The following is a 4461-nucleotide window of genomic DNA, read 5'->3' as shown; positions in this document are numbered from 1 at the left end:
TACACACTTGGAGACCGTTTCATGATGCAGCTTAGTTTTACTGTGTGCTACAAGATAATCACAAGCTTGTTTTGGACTAAGTTCTTGTTTAATCAGTTTGGCAATGTCTTGTTTAAGTTTATCGGTTAGTTTAATGTGCTCCTTAGTGCCAAGTCTATGTGCTGTTGCTTGATCATTGGCTTGTTTGGGTCGATAACCTGCTTACCAGTTATTGCGCCTAATCTCACATGAGATAGTTACTGGACTTTTGTTTAACAGATTGGCATTGCCAATCTGATTCATATGCAGTTGTAAACACGCTTTTATCTGGTATCGTTTATCGTTAGTCAGTTGTTGATAGTGCATTGCAATTTCCTGTGGTAAGAAAATAGCAAAGTTTGTTACAACCGGCTATTTAATGACAATTAAAATTGCACTTGTTATGCGCATTCAAGATTCTAGATTTAACTTGTTTTTCTAATATTGTTGCAAGTCAAATAATTATAAGTTATACTACACAAATCACAAATCTTATGTTTCACACACAACATTAATAAATGACCCAAACACAACAAAAATCTTTAATTTCCATTGTTTTTATTTTGTTAATAGCAGGTCTTATTGTTTCTTTAAATGTAGACAATCAAGATACCCAATCTAGTGTTTCAGTTATCACCCCATCTAATACAAATACCTCAGTTGATAACCACGCACAAGTAACACCCAGTAACAACACTAACAACACTAACACCAATACACAAGCCAATACCAACCAAACCCAAGACCCATTTAACCCAAGCAACAATTCAAATAACAATTCAAACCAAGTAAGTAACGAGGCTACTAATAATGACCCGCGCCTACCACCAGGCTTCCCTAAGCCACTGCCACCCTTAGATAAAGAGGAAATCAAACAAACGGATGCACTCATTACTGAGGCAGACGGCATTATTGCTAAGATGGACAGTCTTATTGCTGGGCTAAATCTGCCAGTGGTGCCATTGAGCGAACAACAGCAAAAAGAACTAGACAAACGACGAGCTACCCAGCAACAAAAGATTAAAGACATTAAAGCGCAACTAGAAGCTTTAAAACAAAACCCGTAATAACAATACACATGACAAAGGATAAAGAATGATAAGACTTAAAACACTGAACAAACTATTTACAATAAACACACTAGCATTGTTGAAACGCATCAAAACACTACTTGCCACCAGCCTTACAACGCTGTTCTTGGGCTTATCAAGTCTATTCCCTTATCAAGCTTTTAGTACTGAACCATTACCTATTATTGACACTTCAGCTCTAGTGGGTTCTACAGCAGGTGCACTTAGTGTAGAACAAGGCGCTGTTAATTACAGCATTCCAATTACTATGCCACCGGGTATCAGTGGCATGAAGCCAGAGCTCTCAATTAATTATAACTCTAACTCAGGCAATGGCTTGCTTGGCATAGGGTTTGGCCTAAGTGGTTTATCGGCCATCCATCGTTGTAGTAAAACCATTGCTACTGATAGCATGAAAGGCGGGGTTGGTTATAATGATAATGACAGATATTGCCTAGATGGCCAGCGCCTAATCGCCATTAGTGGGCAAGATGGTAAATCAGGTTCAGAATATCGCACTGAGATTGAGAGCTTTCGTAGAGTTAAATTCACGGGCAATCATTGGACGGTTAAAACCAAAAGCGGACAAACCTTTGAGTATGGTAATACGGATGATTCCAAGATTGAAGCACAAGGTAAATCAGTTGTTAGATTTTGGGCGGTTAATAAAATCACCGATGCTGCTAATAATTCAATGAATTATGTTTATAACGAAGACAATGACAAAGGTGAATACACTTTACAGCGCATTAATTATGCTGGTAATTCAGTTAGGTTGACTTATGAAGATAGAGATGATACTCATACCTCTTATCAAGCAGGCAGCAAACTACAACAAACCAAACGCTTGAGTAATATTACCACATACACAAACAACAACAGCCTTAGAGATTATGATTTAAGCTATCAATACTACGGCACACCTAAGAGAAGCCAATTAAGCTCAATTGAGGAATGTGTTAACGACAAATGCTTGCCAAAAACTGAGTTTGAGTGGGAAGAAAGTGATGCAAGTGATGCAAGTGATGTAAGTAATACAAGTCAGGAAAATTGGCAGAAAGTCGAAAAATATTATCCTAAAAAATTCATTGCTAATAAAGATAATAAAGATCAAGGGGCCAGGTTAAGAGATGTTAACGGTGATGGTTTAGTAGATTTTATTTATAGCAAGGGTACTGATAGAAAAACATATATCAATACAGCTCAGGGTTGGTTGGAAAATAGTAGTTATAAATTGAACGAACCTATTGTTAATGATGCCTTTGAAGATCAAGGCGTTAGGTTTTTAGATGTTAATGGTGACGGTTTACTGGATTATGTTAGAGGCGAACAATCGTACAAGAAAGTCTATTTAAATACAGGCAGTGGCTGGCAGCTAAGTAGTAGTTTTGTATTGCCACAACCTATCGTTAGCACTTATACTTATAGAATATGGTTTGTGGAAGAAAGGGATAATAATTGGTGGATAGAGGTTTCTAAAGATGGAATTTTATATCGTAAACCATCAGGTATGCATTTTGCAGAACTCAATGGCGATGGCTTGATAGACATTGTTTATGGTAGAGATAATGATAAAAAGGCTTATTTAAATAATGGCAGTAACTGGGTAGAAAGTAGCAATTTAGCTATTCCAATTAATATAACCAATAGTATAACCGAAACAATTGGGAGAAGAGTTGGCCCAGATTTCTTTGGCTATAAACAGATGGGCGTAAAAATAGCTGATATAAATAATGATGGTTTGGATGATATTATTAAAGCATTAGGTGACGTTACAACAACTTATATTAACCAAGGCAACAGTTGGAAAGTATCTAACAATTACGCTTTACCAAAACCCATCAAAACAAGTGTATCTATAGGTAATTCACCTGTCAAACTATTAGATATCAACGGTGATGGACTTGTTGATATGTTGTACGGCAAAGGTGGTAGTAAAGCAGTTTATTTGAATACGGGTAACGGTTGGTCATCAACGCATGATTTCATCCTTCCTGAATCAATTTTAACCAGTGGTCATGAAGATACTGGTATTCGTTTTGTGGATATTAATAGCGATGGATTAATTGATGTTTTAGAAGGCATTCACACAACTAAGAAAGTCTATCTTAATACAGGTAGCAGTTGGGTTAGAAGTTATAAACATCAAACCTCTGCAAAAACTGCCAATAACAACCATAAAAATACTGGTACTCGCTTTGTTGATTTAAATGGTGATGGCTTGGTGGATGTAGTCACAAGTCGACCAGACAATACAGTAACTTTCATTAATCAACGCAAACAAGCAACAAAGCTTAGCTCTATCACCAACGGCTTCGGCATTCAAACCACCCTAAATTATAAACCCTTAACCGACTCATCTGTTTATACTAAAGGTGTCAATGGATCTTACCCAAACATCAACATCCAAAATGCCCGTCAAGTCATCTCATCTGTCACCACCGACAATGCCATTGGCGGACAAAACACCGCCACTTATCAATACGGCAAAGCCAAAGTCAATGTCAAAGGCAGAGGCAATCTAGGCTTTGGCTGGATTGAGAAAAAAGACTTACAATCTAACAAACTCACCCGCACTGAATACAATCAATCTTATCCTTATGCTGCTCAAGTTACTGCAACCAAAGAATATATTGAAACCAACGGATCTCGCCAGTTGTTGAACCAACAAATAAATACTTATCGCAACAAGTCTCTTCATAACAACAAAGTCCATTCGCTTTATTTATACCAAAGCCAAGAAAAATCCTATGATTTCAATTCAAGTAATTTACTAACTACCGTTACCACCAATCAATCCAATATTGACAACTACGGCAATGTCGGCACCATCTCAGTAACCACCAAGGGCAATGATAACACCTTTACCAAAACCACCCAAAACACCTATAATAACGATCCTGCCAAGTGGCACCTAGGCAGACTAACCAAAGCCACTGTCACTCACAAAGCCCCCAACACGCCCAATATCACCCGCACCTCCAGCTTTACCTACAACAACAAAGGCTTGCTATCCTCCGAAACCATTGCGCCCCAAACCAATAAGTCCCTAACCACCACTTATAAATATGACCGTTTTGGCAACAAAACCAAAAGCACAACAACAGGCAACGGTATTGTTAGTAGCAGCACGACCATTAAGTATTCTGCTGATGGCAAGTTTCCAATCAAAACTACCAATGCTTTAGGTCACTTTGAAACCAAAACCTTCGATGCCAAAACAGGCAACATTCTAACCCTCACAGGCCCTAACGGCTTAAGTACCACTTGGCAATATGACTCCCTTGGCAGAAAAACCCTAGAGAGTAGAGCCGATGGCACCACCACTAAAGTGCATTATCAATGGGTAGAAAACAAACCACAAGATATCCTA

2 protein-coding genes are annotated in these 4461 nt (G+C 38.2%); both read left to right on the top strand.

Going from position 1 to position 4461, the window contains the following annotated elements; all coding sequences use genetic code 11:
* Nucleotides 1-536 precede the first annotated feature (536 nt).
* A complete protein-coding gene (locus BHECKSOX2_RS04295) occupies nt 537-1085 on the top strand; it encodes a restriction endonuclease subunit S domain-containing protein (RefSeq protein WP_139682608.1) in 549 nt (182 codons plus the stop codon).
* A gap of 28 nt (nt 1086-1113) precedes the next feature.
* Nucleotides 1114-4461: FG-GAP-like repeat-containing protein (locus BHECKSOX2_RS04290; RefSeq protein WP_180323655.1), on the top strand; the 3348-nt coding region annotated here is incomplete at its 3' end.

The organism is thiotrophic endosymbiont of Bathymodiolus puteoserpentis (Logatchev) (assembly GCF_900127505.1).
Classification (GTDB): Bacteria; Pseudomonadota; Gammaproteobacteria; order PS1; family Pseudothioglobaceae; genus Thiodubiliella.
This window is presented reverse-complemented; position numbering and strand designations above follow the sequence as displayed.

Bases quoted from the DNA above. Each gene is read 5' to 3' on its own strand.
- BHECKSOX2_RS04295 (WP_139682608.1), top strand. From the start codon at position 537: ATGACCCAAACACAACAAAAATCTTTAATTTCCATTGTTTTTATTTTG.